Below are 15,560 nucleotides of genomic sequence, written 5' to 3'. Positions count from 1 at the left end.
GCTTTCAGAAAAATCTGCGTATGCAGTCAGTGTAGCTGGCAACGGCCAGCTTACAACCGCAATCCTGCGCTTCGATTACATCTTTACCGGGAATTCTCGGTCCCTTGCCAAATATTGCCTATACTCATAGTGTTTTTAAGCAGGTTTCCCGCTGGAAGCCGTGAAAATCGATGGTGCAGTATGTCAAAACTATTAGATTCTATTGATCAACGCACTCGTTTGGTGGGCGAAAACCGCCTTGAGTTACTGATGTTCCGCTTGGGCGGCCGCCAGTTATTTGCGATCAACGTATTTAAAGTGCAAGAAGTCGTGAAGGTTCCAACCTTACGCCATGTTCCACACAGTCATCCGCATATTCGCGGCGTGGCACATTTGCGTGGCCAAGCGGTGCCGGTAATTGACCTGCGCGCAGCGATCGGCATGAGTGAACTGAAGGAAGTGGATAACGCGAATTTGATTGTTGCGGAATATAACCGATCAGTGCAGGCATTTTTAATTGGTGCGGTGGATCGGATTATAAACCTTAATTGGGAACTTATTTTGCCGCCGCCGAAAGGCACCGGACGCAGCCATTTTTTGACAGCAATTACTCGCGTTGATGACCAGTTGGTAGAGATTCTGGATGTTGAGCGGGTGCTGGCCGATATAATTCCTTACAATACGACTGTCTCTGACGAAGTACTGGATTCCGAGTTGGCGGCAGAGGCGCGGAGACGTAAGATCAGGGTGTTATTGGCCGAGGATTCACCCACCGCAGTTAAACAAGTGCGGGAAACCTTAAGTAATATCGGAGTAGAGGTTTTATTTGTTCAGGATGGCCTGCAAGCACTGACAATTTTACGTCAGTGGGCTGCCTCGGGCCGCAAGGTGACCGATGAAATCCTGATGCTGGTAACTGATGCAGAAATGCCGGAAATGGATGGCTATCGCCTAACCGCCGAGGTCAGAAAAGATCCTGCGTTGGCAGATTTGTATGTGGTTTTGCATACATCTCTCAGCGGCAGTTTTAATAAGGCGATGGTAGAGAAGGTGGGCTGTAACGATTTCCTGTCAAAATTCCAACCCGATGAATTAGCAGCAGTTGTACAGAAGCGACTGCGTGAATATCTACATAAATAAACTCTATTGAATTATAAAAAAACCGCACCTGATTTGCAGGTGCGGTTTTTTTATCGCGCTTTATTTTTATAACTGTCGATTGGCTTCCGCCTGAGTCACAAAACTGGTTTCTTCGCCCAGGCGATAGGCATAAATTACTGAAAAAGAAAGTACATTTTGTACGTAACCGCGAGTTTCCTTGTAAGGGATAGTCTCGATCCATACATCGTATGGCAACTGCATACCTTTCTCTTTGTTTAGCCATTTTTTCACGCGTGTTGGGCCAGCGTTATAGGCCGCTGCTGCGAGAATGCGGTTACCATCAAACACACCGAGCAGATGATTCAGGTAACGGCTACCCAAAGCGATATTTTTCTCTGGCAAGATTAAGTCCTGCACATTAAAACTCAAGCCATTTTTCTGCGCAGTTTGCTTTGCCGTCGCCGGCATTAATTGCATTAAACCCAGTGCGCCAGCAGGGGATTTGGCATCGTGCATAAAAGCACTTTCTTGTCTTGCGACCGCAAAAATCAGTAGCGGATTAACCGACGTTTGCTTTGCGGCTTTATTTACATGTTCTTTATAAACAACAGGGAAGCGCACTTGCAAGTCATCCCAATATTGCGCATCCGCCATTACTTGAATACCAAGGCGGTACCAACCCAGTTTCTCGGCAAGACGCCCGGCAATAACCATTTGTTCCATAGTCATGCGGCGAGTCGTGTGAAAATATTCGCGGTTGGCAGCGGCAATTTCACCGCGCAAATAAAATTCACGCGCACGTAAAATACCTTGCGCATTCTCGACTTCGTGGACTTGTTTTTCGGTAAAGGTAAGCGGGCGATCCAGGAGATGGTAATTGATACCGGTTTTATCCGCTGCGAGGAATCCATAGAAACTGCGTGCCGGTGCAACGCTGTTATAAATGCTAGCAGCTGTTTCGCCATTAATTTCCTTGATCTTTAGCTCTTCCATGGTACGCGCTTGCCAATAGCGCCACCGTTCGGTTTGGCGTGTTTCATCGGGTAAACGTGTCAACCATTCGTTCACACGCTCCCAATCCTGTTTGCGCAATGATTCGCGCAGTAACCACTCCAGTAGATCGGCGCGTGTCAGGTTAGGTGTTGATGCAACCAGTTTTTCCGCATCAACTTCATGATTTTGGTAAAGCAGGCGTAATGCAATTTGATACTTGATGTTGATTCTATCTTCATCGCTGAACAGCTGTTGCGCGTCATAGGTATGCCATAACGCGAGTGCATCTTTGGCATCGGTGCGCGCCATTTTTTCCAGACCATACAAAATGATATCCTTCATTTTAGTGGTTTGTTTTGAGAAATTACTGGATTGTTTCAACAAACGCGGATTGGCATCAACTTGCTGTAGCAATAACGCCATAGGGCGATCACCCGCAGGCAGTTGGTTGGTTAAATAACTCACCATCCCTTTATTGCCCGCCTTGACTGCTTTTTGGTGTCGCTCCCAGATTAATTCCGGAGTCATCAATCCGGCTTTTCTCCAATCATCGAAAACCGGATCGCAGGCTTTGGATTGCGCTTTATCGATATTCCAGAGCGGCGCTACATCAACAAGTGCGGTTTTGTCACCGGTCATCAGGCGTGCGCGCAAATTAAGGCAAGCGAGCTCAGGATCGGTCAGGCGCTTGTCGTAAAACTCGCGATAGTCCGCCCAGCGCTCACGTTGGGCGAGAGTACGTAACCAGCGGTGCATCAAACGCTCGGATAAAAAGGACTCGGGGTAATGCTTGAAAAAATCCTGCACTTCCTTTTTCGGCAGCGTAATCAAGCGATTGGATAATTCCTGATACTCCAGATAGGGCAGCAACGGATAATCCTTCAACTGCTTCACCAGTTGCGAATACTCGGTCATATTTTTGGCGTTGAGTGCCTTTTGCGCCTGATCGTACTTTTGCCGTTCAAGTTGACGAGGTGAGGGTTTGGTCGTGGTTATTGCTGTTGTATTTGTCGCAGCTTGGACGCTAGCCAAGGTTGTACTGCCGACAAATACACTGGCGCCAAAGACTAAAGGCCAAAGTATTTTCGAAAACCTCATGGATACCTCAAATTATTATCAAACCCTGCGGGTTGGTTATGTCTTTCTGGTGGGATATGATGCGGCACTTTTTGCGCTTGCCGATCGAGCGCCGGATGAATGTCGACAGTCACATGAAACATTTTAGCTGTCCGCTAAATCTACTTTGAGAATACCAGCCCATTGGTGCTTCTGCCAGTATCATTTTCGTTGCAAAACTACCTGAATTATTCCTTATTATGTCTTTGATAAAAATTGAAAAAGCCGGATTAAGTTACGGTCTCCAAGTCCTTCTTGATGGTGTTGAACTGACAATTGAGCGCGGCCAACGCCTGTGTTTGATCGGGCGCAACGGAACCGGCAAATCCAGTTTGCTAAAAGTAATCGATGGTGAAGTCGATCTGGACAAAGGCGAGGTAGTTCGCCAGACCGGTATTCGCATCGCCCGTCTCGAACAGGATTTGCCGGAAGCCGATGATCGTCTTGTATTTGATGCCGTTGCCGCTGGCGCAAAAGGTGTAGGTGATTTGTTGGCGGAATACCGCTTACTTTCCCATGCGCAGGATATTAGCGATGAACAATTAGCCCGCATGGCGCAGCTACAACACGAAATTGAAGCCAACGATGGCTGGGCATTACAACAACAAGTGGATGAAATCATTTCCCGCCTGGATCTGCCTGCCGAGCGCTATATGCGTGAGCTTTCCGGCGGATGGAGGAGGCGCGTCGCCCTAGCCCGGGCACTGGTCATTGAGCCGGATGTGTTGTTGCTCGATGAACCGACTAACCATTTGGATATCGCCGCAATCGAATGGCTGGAAAAACAATTACTGAGCTTCAATGGTGCCCTGGTTTTTATCACCCATGACCGCTCACTTTTGCAGGCCCTGGCAACACATATTGCCGAGCTTGATCGCGGGCATTTACGTTATTGGGCCGGGGATTACGCCAGCTTTTTGGTCTATCGCGAACAAGCCTTGGCTGAAGAAGCGCGCCACAATGAGTTATTTGATAAGCGTCTTGCGCAAGAAGAGGTTTGGATTCGTCAGGGCATTAAAGCCCGGCGGACGCGCAATGAAGGACGTGTGCGAGCACTGAAAGCATTGCGCGAAGTTCGCTCGGAGCGACGCGAGGTCGTCGGCAAAGCGAATTTTACTCTGGCGACGGGCGGCGACTCGGGAAAATTAGTTGCCGATTTGGTTGACGTTTCCTATTCCTACGGCGACAAAAAAATCGTCAACCAATTTTCCACGCGCATTATGCGCGGTGATCGAATTGGTTTGGTCGGCGCTAATGGCGCAGGAAAAAGTACGCTGCTCAAATTGATTCTTGGCGAGCTGCAACCGCAAGCGGGTAGTGTAAAGTTGGGTACCAATCTGGAAGTGGCTTATTTTGACCAATTGCGCGACCAGTTGGATCTTGATAAAAATGCGGTCGACAATATTGCTGGCGGTCGCGAATTTATCGATATTGACGGCAAGTCAAAACATATTTTTTCCTACCTGAGCGATTTCCTGTTCAGCGGTGAGCGCGCGCGTACACCATTGCGCGCGTTGTCCGGTGGTGAGCGCAATCGCGTGTTGCTTGCAAAATTGTTTAGTAAATCTGCCAACCTGTTGGTGTTGGACGAACCTACCAATGATTTGGACGTGGAAACCCTGGAACTGCTCGAAGATATTCTCACCGAATACTCCGGTACGCTCTTATTGGTAAGCCATGATCGTGCGTTCCTGAACAATATTGTATCCAGCGTGATTGCCTTTGAAGGGCGCGGCAACGTGCTCGAATACGTAGGCGGTTATGACGATTGGATTCGCCAGGGCGGCAAGTGGACACAGGCAGATGAACTACCTTCAGTGATCGACAACGCACAGATTAGTGAACCCAAAAAGATCGAACCTGCTGCGGTAGTGAATGCCAAAGCGCCAGTGAAAGTTAAAAAACTGAGCTACAAATTTCAAAAGGAATTTGATGAACTTCCGCAAAAAATCGAGTTGCTTGAAAAACAATTGGAAACACTTAATGCCATTACTGCCGGCGCTGACTTTTACACTCGGAGCGCATCAGTTGTAGAGCAGCAATTACAGGAACTGGCTCAAGTACAACAACAACTTGATGATTGTTTTGAGCGCTGGGCAGAGCTGGAGGATATGCAGCAAGAATAGCAGTACCGCTAATCAAGCAGTACTGCTGATGGTTAGATATCGGTCGCTTGTTTCTTTACCAGCACGGCTAATACATCGCAGGTTGCGCCATGTAAAACGCTGTTGGGGGTCGATCCAAGTAATAGCGCAAAACCTTTGCGGCCATGGCTCCCAACAACGATTAAATCGGCAGATTCCTGCTCTGCAAGATAATGCAATTCTGCTGCGGGTTGACCAACCAAAACATGTTGCTGCTGGATAGGGTAATTGGTTGTTTTTACGAGTTGGGCCAGATCCGCCTCTGCCTTCTGTACTTGCTGCTCCTGGATGCCAGTCAGATCTACTGGCATATCGCCTCCGTAAGCAAACGCAATGGGTTCAAGTACGTGGGCGAGAGTCAATTTTGCATTGCATGCCTGAGCGATAGCCGCTGCACGATGAATTACGGGTGGACAATCTTCCGAAAGGTCCACTCCCACAATGATATGTTTGTAGCTAATGGATTCTGTCATGGCTTCCGTCCTCATCAAAAGTGATATGTTTTCTACAGATATAGAGTAGTAGTTGTCTATCAAAGTTTTAGGGATTCAAATGAATATTTGGTTTTTTATTATCTTAATAGTCGCATTCGCCCTGGTTATCGGGCCAATTGGTATGCTTAGGCCAAATCCGGCCCAGCGAAGGAAAGAGACTTTACGGCTACACGCCAGTAAACATGGCTTGCGTTTTAGTATGCGCCGATTGCCTTTGTTGAAAACCGATATGAATCAATCATCACCTATGCCGGTGTATTACTTGCCACCGAAAGACAAATCGCGCCCAGCTCCTGAGTGGATACTGGTTCGTACCAGCTATGAGCACGAGGGAAACTTTTATCGCGAGTGGGATTGGCAAAGCGATGTTCGCCCGCCCGCGAATATCTGCGACGTGTTAAAACGCCATCTACCCGAATTGCCTGTCTCTGTTCCCGCTATCAGCCAGGGTGGATTAGGCACTTGCGTGTTTTGGTCAGAGAAAGAGGGTGTAGAAACTCTGGATCTGATTATCAAAATACTGAATGAGATTTATCAGGCGAGTAGTGAATAAAGGGCTCTAGCCCAAGCTTATTGCCGAAGGGGAAGGGTCGCGCAAATCACGGCTTAAACCTACGCGGGCACCGTCTACCATTTCGCTCAACTCTTTAATCATCTTCAAGCGGCGGGGGTCCTGATGCATAGATTCCATCAGTAGCTGCTGCGCTTTGCGATAGAAGGCCTGGGCAGAAAAACGATCGCTGATTGCCATGGATTTATCGCCTTGGCCAATGTAAGACATGACCGATACCATCAAATAAGCCCAGCGAAGCTCAACCAGGTAAGCATCCAGTTCAACCTCATTAATAGTACCTTGCGCCGCCAATTGAGTGACGAGGTGCATGGCTTCGTTGATGTATAACTGCGTTTTGGCAATCTGGGCATCGCTTTCCCGTTGATAGCTAATGCTTTGACGATTCTTGGGATTAATCAACTCTTCCGAATAAAGCTCACTTTTTTGGATTGCGGCTTCGATGTGCTCAGGATGCTTATCCTCCAGCACCAACATTTGCTGTTGCAGAGAAATTATCATGTCGTTGATATGTTTGGTGATGGTCCGGTTTGGAAGCGTCTGCTCTAAACAGGCAACCACCTCAATCAACTCTTCAGCCTGAATACGCAATCGACGCTGCTGCAACCGGTGCTCGCGTTGGCGCTGTTGAATGTGGCTGATCACACTGACGGAGAAAAGTGTTATCAACATCAAAAAAACGAGAATCACAATCAGGGTCATGCGGAAATCTGCTTGGCAAAGTAAGTTAAGTTTAGGATTTTTATCAATTTCTTCTCCCTAAGCTTTTTTAAAAATAAAACTCTTTTAAAAACATGCAATTAAGCACTTTATTTAAAGTGGCTTCCAAGCTATTGAAAAGGTATTTTTTGCACATGGAGTGCAGCTCTACTATAAGACATGCTGGAAATTATAGCTTGACCCTTCGGGATTCAAGACTTATATATGCGCACCTTCGCAACTAGTTTACCCCGTCTCGGGAACGATGTTGTAGCCATTTGGCGCATTTTTCAGCTTTTATGCAGCCTCCCTTATATAGAGATATTTCTAACCACCATGGGTAAATCCTTAGTTATCGTTGAGTCGCCGGCCAAGGCGAAAACAATCAATAAATATTTGGGTAACGATTTTATCGTCAAATCCAGTATCGGCCATATTCGTGATTTACCCACCAGCGGGGGCGCCAAACCAATCGATGCAAAGGAGCGCGCCAAGCAAGCGGCAGCCACTCGCAAGATGTCGGCCGAGGATAAAGCTGTCTATCAGGCGAAGAAAAGTAAAAGCCAGCTTATTAACCGCATGGGTATAGATCCTGAGAATGGTTGGGAGGCGCAATATGAGATTCTTCCCGGTAAAGAGAAGGTAGTTGATGAGCTGAAAAAGCTCGCGGAGAAGGCCGATATGGTCTATCTCGCAACCGACTTGGATAGAGAGGGGGAAGCAATTGCCTGGCATTTGCGCGAATCGATTGGTGGTGATGAATCACGCTATCGTCGTGTAGTGTTTAACGAAATCACCAAAACAGCTATTCAAAACGCTTTTAAAACCCCGGGGCCGATTGACCAAAACCGTGTTGACGCCCAACAAGCACGCCGTTTTCTGGATCGCGTTGTGGGATACATGGTATCGCCTTTGCTGTGGGAAAAAGTTGCACGTGGGCTGTCGGCGGGCCGTGTACAGTCGGTTGCGGTACGTCTGGTTGTTGAGCGCGAACGCGAAATTCGCGCATTTGTACCCGAAGAATATTGGACGTTGTTTGCTGACTTACAGGCCGACAAAAGTCAAATTGCCGCCTTTGAAGTTAAAAAGCACGGTGATGAAGCCTTTAAGCCAATCAATGAAAGCCAGGCAATGGCAGCGGTCAAAACCTTGCAAGGTGCGACTTATAGAGTTATCAGCCGCGAAGATAAGCCCACCCAATCCAAAGCTTCTGCCCCCTTCATCACATCCACTTTGCAGCAAGCTGCCAGCACCCGCTTGGGATTTGGTGTGAAGAAAACCATGATGATGGCACAGCGCTTGTATGAAGCTGGCTACATCACCTACATGCGTACCGATTCGACCAATTTGAGCAAAGAAGCTGTCGAGTCATGTCGTGAATATATTCTTGAAAATTTCGGTAAGCGCTATTTGCCGGAATCGCCAACACTTTACTCCAGCAAAGATGGGGCACAGGAAGCGCATGAGGCGATTCGCCCATCCAACGTCAGTGCATTGCCTAATCAATTAAGCGGTATGGAGCGCGACGCGGAGCGTTTGTACGGTTTGATCTGGCAACAGTTCGTGGCCTGCCAAATGACTCCTGCGGAGTACACCAGCACCAGTGTTGTGGTAACCGCCGGCGATTATGAGCTGCGCACTCGCGGTCGTGTAATCCGTTTTGACGGTTACACCAAAGTGAGTCCGCAAACCGCCAAAAAAGATGAAGATGTTGTATTGCCGGACATGAAAGTTGGCCAGGTATTGCCTTTGGTAAAACTTAACCCGCAGCAACATTTCACCAAACCAACAGCACGTTACACCGAAGCCAGTTTGGTAAAAGAATTGGAGAAACGTGCCATCGGTCGTCCTTCGACTTACGCCTCTATCATTTCAACGATTCAAGAGCGCGGTTATGTTCGTCAGGAAAATCGTCGCTTTTATGCTGAAAAGATGGGTGACATAGTCACCGAGCGGTTGGTTGAAAGTTTTGATGATCTGATGGACTACGGCTTCACCGCCAGCATGGAAGAAGCGCTCGATGTCGTTGCGCAAGGTGGTAAAAACTGGCGTGCTTTGCTTGATGAGTTTTATGCAGGTTTCAGTAAAAAACTGGCCTTGGCATCCAGTAGTGCGAAAGGTATGCGCGCCAATGATCCAACCGACACGGATATCGCATGCAGCTTGTGTGGCCGGCATATGCAAATCCGCACCGGCAGCACCGGAGTTTTCCTTGGCTGTTCAGGTTATGCACTACCCCCTAAAGAGCGCTGTAAACATACGATGAATCTTGTATCAGGCGACGAGGTCATCGACGCTGATGCAGATGAAGAGGCGGAATCTCGCCAATTGCGTTCCAAGCATCGTTGCAAGATTTGTAATTCAGCCATGGATTCCTATCTGCTTGATGAAAGCCGCAAATTACACATATGCGGTAATAACCCAGATTGCGCTGGCTACGAAGTGGAGCAGGGTAGCTATCGCTTGAAAGGCTATGAAGGTCCGACAATCGAGTGCGATAAATGCGGTAGCGAGATGCAATTGAAGACCGGGCGCTTCGGAAAATATTTTGGCTGCACCAACAGCGAATGTAAAAATACCCGCAAGCTTCTCAAAAGTGGTGAGGCTGCGCCTCCGAAAGTTGATCCTATCGTAATGCAGGAATTGCGTTGCGAAAAAGTGGATGATCATTACGTATTGCGTGATGGTGCTGCTGGATTATTTCTGGCAGCAAGCCAGTTCCCCAAAAATAGGGAAACTCGCGCACCATTGGTGGAGGAACTGCTACCGTATAAAGATCAAATTGATCCTAAATACCACTTTCTGTTATCTGCACCAGTAAAAGATCCTGAGGGCAATAAAGCAATTATCCGTTTTAGCCGCAAAACCAAAGAGCAATATGTACAAACTGAAGTCAACGGTAAAGCGACTGGCTGGAAAGCGTTTTACGAAGGCGGTAAGTGGAAAGTTCAAAAATAAACTCCTGGGATCGGCTATCGCAAGATGGCCGATCCTATTCTCCCTTCATATATTTAATCAGCAAACTATGTCTATCAGTCATCTGCAACTGGTCAATCAGAAACTGGCATTTGCCAACTCCATTATCACTGGCCTTGCATCACATTCTGACAACCTCACGACAACTCAAAAGCTGCAGCAGCAAGCGTTGAAAGATTCTGCGGTATTTCATTTGGCAGCCGCTTTGCACTTTTATGCGCGCGAACTGGCCCAATTGCATCGCGTATCGAATGTGCAAGCAATCAATTCGATTGATGATTTGGCCGTTGCCCTTAATAAGCTTGATAAAGTTTCATCAGAAGTAGCGGAGCTGGTGGAGTTGGAACACACCTCAAACTCATGGCTAAATCAGCTAACCTGTTATTACAGCCAATTGTTTCACTCTCCCGAGAAAGCAAAAGAGAAAAAAGCATTCGGTCAAGAAAACTCAATTGACTTTATTGAATTGACTGAGGTTGATGATGTGGCCCAGTTCGAATTGACCGCTGAATTATTAGCAGCTTGGCTGGCCAATTTCCGCACACTGATTACTCGTCAGCGCGAAACAAGCGCAGAGTATTGATAAAAGGTTGAACCTGAAAAATAGCTGTGGCACAATCTGCACCCTTCGCGCCATGGCACTATTGATGTCCTCGAAAAACAATAAAAATCAATAAGTTAAAGCTTGTGCGATTAAAGTCAGCGTCTTCAGAAAGATTACGAAGACAACAAAAAAGCGGACGTGGTGAAATTGGTAGACACACCAGGTTTAGGTTCTGGCGCCGTGAGGTGTGAGAGTTCGAGTCTCTCCGTCCGCACCATATAAAAAAAGAGGCTTATAACTAAGCCTCTTTTTTTCGCCCAATTTTCACTTTCGATTTTTAAAATCAGAAATCAGCCCCGATAAACGAAATAATTCAGATAGAGATGGTCTCGTTTTTTTAAAGCAATTTATTTAGGAGAGATATCTGATTTTGGAAAGTGTTTCAATCATGTAGGGAAAGTTCTCGAAGTAGGTATCCGAATTGCAGGCATCCTGAACATCCTTCATAGTTTTAAGCAGCTCATCTGCTTTTTCTGGCTGTTCGCTCGCAAAGTTGGGATTGCTGAAAATGAACTTTCTTTTCGCTTCGTACCAGCTAATAAGTGGAGGGCATCCACTAAATGTGTTTTTTAGGTAATTACTGTTCATTAGCTTTAGATAATTGTTACATTCAGTTGAGTTGATTCCTTTCATTTTTCGCACTTCAAGTACATTATCACAACGCAACCCCATCTCATTTACGTAAGTTAGCCTGGCCTTGAGAGCGCTGACCTTTTTGTTTATGGGTGCGATATCTGTATTCGCAAATGCAACTGTTGAGTGAAGGAGCGCGAGCAGAAGGACTATCTTTTTCATTGCAGTACCACTTGATTCCGGGATTTGTCAGCTTGTTGGCTTTACTAAATAGGTTGTAATAAGTATTACTGTTTAATTGGGTAACAGCAACATAGACCTCATGGTAACGAATGCGCGTAAGGAAATCGGCTTTGCCTATACAGTTTATAAGTGATTGAATCTATACAAAAACTGGCTATTTGAACTGAGGTATGTATCTGTGTATCATTCGCGCCCTGTTTACCTTAGTTTCAACCCTTTATAGAGTGAACTTGAGGCATAGTAGATAGGGCGCGAAAGATATACAAGCTATAAAAATCAATGAGTTATCTACCCTTGTGGTTCTTTTGACTTCTGCGTTTATAGTTCGAATTTCTTAGTCCATACCATATTTTCACGGTATTCTGTCTTCAGGATACTTGTTCAACCGCTACATATTTTCAGTTATTTCACGAGGCATATATGCAGGTTTCACTCGAAACGACTTCTGGACTGGAACGCCGCTTGACAGTAGGCGTACCCGCAGAGCAAGTAGAAAACGAAGTTGAGAATCGCTTGAAGCAAGCGGCGCGCAATGTAAGTCTCAAGGGCTTTCGTAAAGGCAAGGTTCCGATGTCTGTTGTTAAGCAGCGTTTTGGTGCCGGTATTCGCCAGGAAGTGGTTGGTGACGTGATCAGCCGTTCTTTTTACGCGGCCGTACAGAAAGAGAATGTAAAACCAGCAGGCCAACCTTCGATCCAACCAAAGCAGTTGGCGGCTGGCAAAGACCTTGAATACGTTGCCACATTTGAAGTCTATCCAAGTGTTGCGTTGAGCGATTTATCAGCATTTGAAATCACTAACTTCAAAGCGGAAGTAACGGAGACTGACGTAGACAACATGATCGAGGTGCTGCGTAAGCATCAAGCTACATGGTCTGTTGTTGAGCGTGCGGCAGCCGATGGCGACCAAGTCAATATTAACTTTGTTGGCACCAAAGATGGCGTCGAATTTGCCGGCGGCAAAGCCGACAATCACAATTTGGTTATCGGCTCCAAATCAATGATCCCAGGCTTTGAAGAGGGTATTATTGGTGTGAAAGCAGGCGAACAGAAAGTTATTTCGGTGACCTTTCCGGAAGATTATCAAGCTGAAGAGCTGAAAGGCGCATTAGCTGAATTCACAATTACTGTGAATAGTGTTTCTGAAGCTCAACTACCCGAACTGAAGAAGGAGTTCTTCCTGAAGTTTGGTGTAGAGAAAGGCGGCGAGAAACAATTCCGTAAAGAAGTAAAAGCCAATATGGATCGTGAACTCGCTAATGCTCTGAAAGCAAAAGTGAAAGTTCAGGTTATGGATGCACTTCTTGCTTCGCACACCACTGATATACCTAAGGCATTGATAGCTAACGAAATTCAGGTCTTACGCAACCAAATGCTGCAGCGTTTTGGTGGCCAACAGCAGAATTTTGATGTCAAAACATTGCTACCAGACACCATGTTCGAGGATGAGGCTTCACGTCGTGTGACTTTGGGGCTGATTGTTGGCGAGATCGTTAAGGCTGCCAAGCTCAAGCCCGACGCCAAGCGCGTAAAAGCTATGATTGAGGAAATAGCATCTACCTATCAAGAACCAAAAGAAGTTGTTGAATATTACAACAACAATCAGGAATTGATGGGGGGAGTTGAGTCTGCAGTGCTGGAAGATCAAGTTGTTGATCATATTTTGTCTCAAGCCAAGGTTTCTGAAGTAGAAACCAATTACGACGAAATCATCAAGGCCAACGCTCAGCGCTAATCGTTTAAAAAAGCCGCAAAACGCCTGTTTTGCGGCTTTCCCTTCTGTGAATACCGCCCAAAATTCCTCTTTTGACTGGCATATAATCCCATCACGGGTTAAGCTCTCTAGTGTCAAAAATCCCTTGTTTTCAATATTGGCGATGCTATTAGCCCGCTTAAGGACAGAAACGCACGATGTCATACGAACACATGAATTCCCATTTATCTCTTATTAATAGTGGCCTTGTTCCAATGGTCATTGAGCAAACTGCAAGAGGGGAACGCTCATTCGATATATATTCTCGCTTGCTTAAAGAGCGAGTGATATTCCTGGTTGGTCCTGTTGAGGACTACATGGCAAATCTGGTAGTGGCGCAACTCCTGTTTTTGGAGGCGGAAAATCCTGATAAAGATATCCATCTTTATATAAATTCACCCGGTGGATCAGTTACTGCGGGAATGTCTATTTATGACACCATGCAATTTATCAAGCCCGATGTAAGCACCATGTGTATTGGTCAGGCTTGCAGTATGGGGGCCTTTCTATTAAATGCAGGCACTAAAGGGAAGCGTTTTTGCCTACCGAATTCACGTGTCATGATTCACCAACCAAGCGGCGGAGCCCAAGGACAAGCTTCGGATATTCATATCCAGGCGCAGGAAATTTTGAAAATCCGTGCACGCCTGAATGAGCTTATGGCTTTTCATTCAGGTCAGCCCATAGAGAAAATTGAAGTCGACACCGAGCGCGATAACTTTATGTCGGCTCATCAGGCACGCGATTATGGTTTGATTGACGCTGTAATTGAAAAGCGTGTACAACCAGCGAAATAGTGCGTATCAGAATAAAATCAAGCAGGTGATGGCCATTGCGATGCAAGTAGATATGACAAAATACTATTTACTCGCTTGAAATTTGATCTTTTAACCTGACTATTGTTATAGAAATTTAGATGGAGTGGGTTCAATGACTGATCACACCAGTGACGCAAGTGATAAAAACGGAAAGCTACTGTATTGCTCTTTTTGCGGCAAGAGTCAGCATGAGGTACGTAAGTTAATTGCGGGGCCATCTGTTTTTATTTGCGATGAATGCGTTGACCTTTGCAACGATATTATCCGTGAAGAGATTCAGGAGAGCGCTTCTGAAGGCAGCTCGGAAAAGCTACCCAAGCCGCATGAAATTTCTGCGATTCTCGATCAGTATGTGATTGGGCAAAAGCGCGCCAAGAAAGTATTGGCTGTTGCCGTATACAACCATTACAAACGCCTTCGTTTCGGAGAAAAAGGCGGGAAGGATAAAGAGCCAATTGAGTTAGGCAAAAGTAATATTTTACTGGTAGGCCCTACCGGTAGCGGTAAAACTTTGCTCGCCGAAACATTGGCACGCTTACTTGATGTTCCATTTACTATCGCGGATGCAACCACTTTAACTGAGGCGGGATATGTCGGCGAAGATGTTGAAAATATTATTCAGAAACTACTGCAAAAATGTGATTACGACGTTGAAAAAGCGCAGCAAGGCATAGTCTATATTGATGAAATAGATAAGATTTCACGCAAATCTGACAATCCATCCATTACCCGCGATGTATCAGGTGAAGGTGTACAGCAAGCTTTATTGAAGCTGATTGAGGGTACTGTGGCTTCAGTTCCTCCGCAAGGTGGACGCAAGCATCCACAGCAAGAATTCCTGCAAGTTGACACTTCAAATATCCTCTTTATTTGTGGTGGTGCATTTGCCGGCCTGGATAAGGTTATTCGCGATCGCTCAGAAAAAGGTGGTATTGGTTTTAGTGCTGAAGTTAAAAGTAAGGATGAAAAACGTAACTTTGGGCAGACATTGCAGGATTTGGAACCAGAAGATCTTGTACGCTATGGCCTTATTCCAGAATTTGTGGGGCGCTTGCCTGTTATCGCTACGTTAGACGAGCTTGATAAGGCGGCACTAATCCAGATACTAACAGAACCGCGCAACGCGCTTACCAAGCAATATGCAAGATTATTCGAAATGGAAGGCGTCCAAATAGATTTTCGTTCAGATGCATTGGATGCTGTGGCTGAGCGTGCACTTGAGCGTAAAACTGGTGCGCGCGGTTTGCGCTCGATTATGGAATCTGTTTTGCTTGATACCATGTACAAGATTCCATCAGAAGAGCATGTCGTGAAAGTGGTGGTGGATGAATCTGTTATAAAAGGCGAATCTGAACCATTATTAGTTTACGAAAATACTGATAAACCAGCAAAAGCTGCTGCAGAAGACTAATAAATGACCTTGATGAACAAAAAGAGCGCATCAATGCGCTCTTTTTGTTTTTTCTATTCTGATAACTTGTAATTATCCGTTTTAGA

The 15,560-nt window shown here is 46.1% G+C and carries 13 protein-coding genes and 1 tRNA gene; 10 read left to right on the top strand and 4 right to left on the bottom strand.

Annotated elements, in window-relative coordinates:
- Positions 1-180: 180 nt before the first annotated feature.
- The gene (locus AC1RJL_RS16855; RefSeq protein ID WP_492916136.1) at positions 181-1,119 is read left to right on the top strand and encodes a chemotaxis protein CheV; all 939 of its coding nucleotides are present in this window, start codon (positions 181-183) and stop codon (positions 1,117-1,119) included.
- Between the two features lie 66 nt (positions 1,120-1,185).
- Here the strand turns inward: AC1RJL_RS16855 and AC1RJL_RS16850 are convergent, their stop codons facing one another.
- Entirely contained in the window at positions 1,186-2,988 is a 1,803-nt protein-coding gene (locus AC1RJL_RS16850) for a transglycosylase SLT domain-containing protein (protein ID WP_492916134.1), read from the bottom strand.
- Between the two features lie 67 nt (positions 2,989-3,055).
- On the opposite strand from AC1RJL_RS16850, the gene AC1RJL_RS16845 reads away from it, so the two are divergent.
- Positions 3,056-3,298, top strand: coding sequence for a hypothetical protein (locus tag AC1RJL_RS16845; protein WP_492916132.1), 243 nt, complete (start codon positions 3,056-3,058; stop codon positions 3,296-3,298).
- Between the two features lie 91 nt (positions 3,299-3,389).
- The gene (locus tag AC1RJL_RS16840; RefSeq protein ID WP_492916130.1) at positions 3,390-5,315 is read left to right on the top strand and encodes an ATP-binding cassette domain-containing protein; all 1,926 of its coding nucleotides are present in this window, start codon (positions 3,390-3,392) and stop codon (positions 5,313-5,315) included.
- 32 nt (positions 5,316-5,347) lie between these two features.
- Here the strand turns inward: AC1RJL_RS16840 and AC1RJL_RS16835 are convergent, their stop codons facing one another.
- Positions 5,348-5,806, bottom strand: a complete 459-nt coding sequence (locus AC1RJL_RS16835; RefSeq protein WP_492916128.1) for a universal stress protein — start codon at positions 5,804-5,806, stop codon at positions 5,348-5,350.
- Positions 5,807-6,056: 250 nt separating this feature from the next.
- On the opposite strand from AC1RJL_RS16835, the gene AC1RJL_RS16830 reads away from it, so the two are divergent.
- Positions 6,057-6,380: a hypothetical protein gene (locus AC1RJL_RS16830; protein WP_492916126.1), complete on the top strand. Its 324-nt coding sequence runs from the start codon at positions 6,057-6,059 to the stop codon at positions 6,378-6,380.
- A 6-nt stretch (positions 6,381-6,386) separates the two neighbouring features.
- Here AC1RJL_RS16830 and AC1RJL_RS16825 read toward each other — a convergent pair whose 3' ends face one another.
- Positions 6,387-7,100 carry a hypothetical protein gene (locus AC1RJL_RS16825; RefSeq protein ID WP_492916124.1) on the bottom strand — a complete coding sequence of 238 codons (714 nt, stop codon included), beginning with the start codon at positions 7,098-7,100 and terminating at the stop codon, positions 6,387-6,389.
- A 333-nt stretch (positions 7,101-7,433) separates the two neighbouring features.
- Here AC1RJL_RS16825 and topA point away from each other — a divergent pair, with 333 nt between their 5' ends.
- From topA to AC1RJL_RS16810, 3 genes are all read left to right on the top strand, one after another.
- Entirely contained in the window at positions 7,434-10,055 is a 2,622-nt protein-coding gene (gene topA / locus AC1RJL_RS16820; RefSeq protein WP_492916122.1) for a type I DNA topoisomerase, read from the top strand.
- A 67-nt stretch (positions 10,056-10,122) separates the two neighbouring features.
- On the top strand, positions 10,123-10,656 hold the full coding sequence (locus AC1RJL_RS16815; protein ID WP_492916120.1) for a DUF6586 family protein: 534 nt from the start codon (positions 10,123-10,125) through the stop codon (positions 10,654-10,656).
- 153 nt (positions 10,657-10,809) lie between these two features.
- Positions 10,810-10,894: transfer RNA gene (locus AC1RJL_RS16810), tRNA-Leu, on the top strand.
- Between the two features lie 134 nt (positions 10,895-11,028).
- Here AC1RJL_RS16810 and AC1RJL_RS16805 read toward each other — a convergent pair.
- Positions 11,029-11,472 (bottom strand): hypothetical protein, encoded by a 444-nt coding sequence (locus AC1RJL_RS16805; RefSeq protein ID WP_492916118.1) that lies wholly within the window; start codon positions 11,470-11,472, stop codon positions 11,029-11,031.
- 441 nt (positions 11,473-11,913) lie between these two features.
- Here AC1RJL_RS16805 and tig point away from each other — a divergent pair, with 441 nt between their 5' ends.
- The 3 genes from tig to clpX all read left to right on the top strand — a co-directional run bounded on the left by tig (position 11,914) and on the right by clpX (position 15,474).
- Positions 11,914-13,227 carry a trigger factor gene (tig, locus tag AC1RJL_RS16800; protein ID WP_492916116.1) on the top strand — a complete coding sequence of 438 codons (1,314 nt, stop codon included), beginning with the start codon at positions 11,914-11,916 and terminating at the stop codon, positions 13,225-13,227.
- Between the two features lie 176 nt (positions 13,228-13,403).
- A complete protein-coding gene (clpP, locus tag AC1RJL_RS16795; RefSeq protein ID WP_492916114.1) occupies positions 13,404-14,042 on the top strand; it encodes an ATP-dependent Clp endopeptidase proteolytic subunit ClpP in 639 nt (212 codons plus the stop codon).
- Between the two features lie 133 nt (positions 14,043-14,175).
- A complete protein-coding gene (clpX, locus tag AC1RJL_RS16790) occupies positions 14,176-15,474 on the top strand; it encodes an ATP-dependent Clp protease ATP-binding subunit ClpX (protein WP_492916112.1) in 1,299 nt (432 codons plus the stop codon).
- The last annotated feature ends 86 nt before the right edge of the window (positions 15,475-15,560 follow it).

The sequence above is a fragment of the Cellvibrio sp. GW822-FHT04B05 genome (assembly GCF_058800985.1).
The sequence above is the reverse complement of the archived record's forward strand: the minus strand, read 5'-3'. Positions and strand labels throughout refer to the sequence as shown.

Bases quoted from the DNA above. Each gene is read 5' to 3' on its own strand.
- AC1RJL_RS16805 (WP_492916118.1), bottom strand. From the start codon at position 11,472: ATGAAAAAGATAGTCCTTCTGCTCGCGCTCCTTCACTCAACAGTTGCA.
- AC1RJL_RS16815 (WP_492916120.1), top strand. From the start codon at position 10,123: ATGTCTATCAGTCATCTGCAACTGGTCAATCAGAAACTGGCATTTGCC.
- topA (WP_492916122.1), top strand. From the start codon at position 7,434: ATGGGTAAATCCTTAGTTATCGTTGAGTCGCCGGCCAAGGCGAAAACA.
- AC1RJL_RS16850 (WP_492916134.1), bottom strand. From the start codon at position 2,988: ATGACCGAGTATTCGCAACTGGTGAAGCAGTTGAAGGATTATCCGTTG.
- AC1RJL_RS16830 (WP_492916126.1), top strand. From the start codon at position 6,057: ATGAATCAATCATCACCTATGCCGGTGTATTACTTGCCACCGAAAGAC.
- AC1RJL_RS16840 (WP_492916130.1), top strand. From the start codon at position 3,390: ATGTCTTTGATAAAAATTGAAAAAGCCGGATTAAGTTACGGTCTCCAA.
- AC1RJL_RS16825 (WP_492916124.1), bottom strand. From the start codon at position 7,100: ATGACCCTGATTGTGATTCTCGTTTTTTTGATGTTGATAACACTTTTC.
- AC1RJL_RS16855 (WP_492916136.1), top strand. From the start codon at position 181: ATGTCAAAACTATTAGATTCTATTGATCAACGCACTCGTTTGGTGGGC.
- AC1RJL_RS16835 (WP_492916128.1), bottom strand. From the start codon at position 5,806: ATGACAGAATCCATTAGCTACAAACATATCATTGTGGGAGTGGACCTT.
- tig (WP_492916116.1), top strand. From the start codon at position 11,914: ATGCAGGTTTCACTCGAAACGACTTCTGGACTGGAACGCCGCTTGACA.
- clpX (WP_492916112.1), top strand. From the start codon at position 14,176: ATGACTGATCACACCAGTGACGCAAGTGATAAAAACGGAAAGCTACTG.
- clpP (WP_492916114.1), top strand. From the start codon at position 13,404: ATGTCATACGAACACATGAATTCCCATTTATCTCTTATTAATAGTGGC.